This window comes from Alkalihalobacterium chitinilyticum, assembly GCF_029028005.1.
Lineage (GTDB): Bacteria > Bacillota > Bacilli > Bacillales > Bacillaceae_F > Alkalihalobacterium > Alkalihalobacterium chitinilyticum.
Genome location: NZ_JAOTPO010000045.1, coordinates 1 through 1569, shown reverse-complemented (window position 1 = coordinate 1569; position 1569 = coordinate 1). Strand labels below are relative to the sequence as shown.

General features: G+C 49.3%; 11 tRNA genes and 1 rRNA gene. All 12 read right to left on the bottom strand.

Features of this window, described 5'->3' with window-relative positions:
• Positions 1-43: 43 nt before the first annotated feature.
• Positions 44-118: transfer RNA gene (locus N7Z68_RS24235), tRNA-Gln, on the bottom strand.
• 24 nt (positions 119-142) lie between these two features.
• Positions 143-218, bottom strand: a tRNA-His gene (locus tag N7Z68_RS24230).
• A gap of 14 nt (positions 219-232) precedes the next feature.
• A tRNA-Tyr gene (locus tag N7Z68_RS24225) sits at positions 233-317 on the bottom strand.
• A 31-nt stretch (positions 318-348) separates the two neighbouring features.
• Positions 349-424: transfer RNA gene (locus N7Z68_RS24220), tRNA-Phe, on the bottom strand.
• A 53-nt stretch (positions 425-477) separates the two neighbouring features.
• Positions 478-553, bottom strand: a tRNA-Asp gene (locus tag N7Z68_RS24215).
• A 73-nt stretch (positions 554-626) separates the two neighbouring features.
• Positions 627-703: transfer RNA gene (locus tag N7Z68_RS24210), tRNA-Met, on the bottom strand.
• Positions 704-717: 14 nt separating this feature from the next.
• Positions 718-793, bottom strand: a tRNA-Val gene (locus tag N7Z68_RS24205).
• A 33-nt stretch (positions 794-826) separates the two neighbouring features.
• Positions 827-901, bottom strand: a tRNA-Glu gene (locus tag N7Z68_RS24200).
• Between the two features lie 27 nt (positions 902-928).
• Positions 929-1021: transfer RNA gene (locus N7Z68_RS24195), tRNA-Ser, on the bottom strand.
• Positions 1022-1033: 12 nt separating this feature from the next.
• A tRNA-Ile gene (locus tag N7Z68_RS24190) sits at positions 1034-1110 on the bottom strand.
• Between the two features lie 6 nt (positions 1111-1116).
• Positions 1117-1193 (bottom strand) — tRNA-Met (locus tag N7Z68_RS24185).
• Positions 1194-1475: 282 nt separating this feature from the next.
• Positions 1476-1569, bottom strand: a 16S ribosomal RNA gene (locus tag N7Z68_RS24180); the annotation flags it as partial.

The window sequence follows — 1569 nt, the reverse complement described above, 5'->3', positions numbered from 1 at the left end:
CCTTGGCAAGGTGATGTTCTACCACTGAACTACTTCCGCAAAATGGCTGGGCTAGCAGGATTCGAACCTACGCATGACGGAGTCAAAGTCCGTTGCCTTACCGCTTGGCTATAGCCCAATAAATTTAATTATAAATGTAATATGGGGCGGCTGATGGGAATCGAACCCACGAATGCCGGAACCACAATCCGGTGCGTTAACCACTTCGCCACAACCGCCATAACAAATAAAATGGTGGAGGGGGACGGATTCGAACCGCCGAACCCTCAGGGAGCGGATTTACAGTCCGCCGCGTTTAGCCACTTCGCTACCCCTCCGTCTTAGTTAGAAGCTAAATACTTTTTTTAATGGTGGCTCGGGACGGAATCGAACCGCCGACACATGGATTTTCAGTCCATTGCTCTACCGACTGAGCTACCGAGCCATAATATCTATATCAATTGCAGTCAATCAAAGACTACAAGGAAATTTAAGGAATGGCGGTCCCGACGGGAATCGAACCCGCGATCTCCTGCGTGACAGGCAGGCATGTTAACCGCTACACCACGGGACCACTTTTGATTGCACTCTTCAAACACTACTTATATTATCTTCCTAGTAGTAATTCAAGGCAGATGCGATATTATTGGTTGCGGGGATAGGATTTGAACCTATGACCTTCGGGTTATGAGCCCGACGAGCTACCAGACTGCTCCACCCCGCGGTAATATGAAAGTATGGTGGAGGATGACGGGCTCGAACCGCCGACCCCCTGCTTGTAAGGCAGGTGCTCTCCCAGCTGAGCTAATCCTCCATAAAGCAATTGTTGCTGCTAACTATCTTCAGTTGGTGACCCGTACGGGATTCGAACCCGTGTTACCGCCGTGAAAGGGCGGTGTCTTAACCGCTTGACCAACGGGCCAATACTTTGACACATTAGAATAAATGATGGCGGAGGAAGAGGGATTCGAACCCCCGCGCGGTTTAACCCGCCTGTCGGTTTTCAAGACCGATCCCTTCAGCCGGACTTGGGTATTCCTCCGTAACTCTTCCCTGGTGGACCCTGTAGGACTCGAACCTACGACCAATCGGTTATGAGCCGACCGCTCTGACCAACTGAGCTAAGGGTCCTTATAATGGTAGCGGCGGAGGGAGTCGAACCCACGACCTCACGGGTATGAACCGTACGCTCTAGCCAGCTGAGCTACACCGCCATTATTCAAAGGGAATCTAATATTGGATTTTGAGAAATCCTTATAAACTTGAGAGTTAGTTCTCTCAAAACTGAACAAGGCGACTGATTTCAATCACACCTTGAACTTCTACATTGAATAACTTCATGTTGCCTTGCGTCGAGGAAGCTTACTTCGTAGCGACACTCGTAGACGCAGACGCAAATAAGTTAATCAAACAGTTTTGAGTTCTCTCAAAACTGAACAAAAAAGACCAAAGCGTACATACCGAAGTATGCATCGACTAGAGTTAATACTCCATAGAAAGGAGGTGATCCAGCCGCACCTTCCGATACGGCTACCTTGTTACGACTTCACCCCAATCATCTGTCCCACCTTAGGCGGCTGGCTCCAAAAG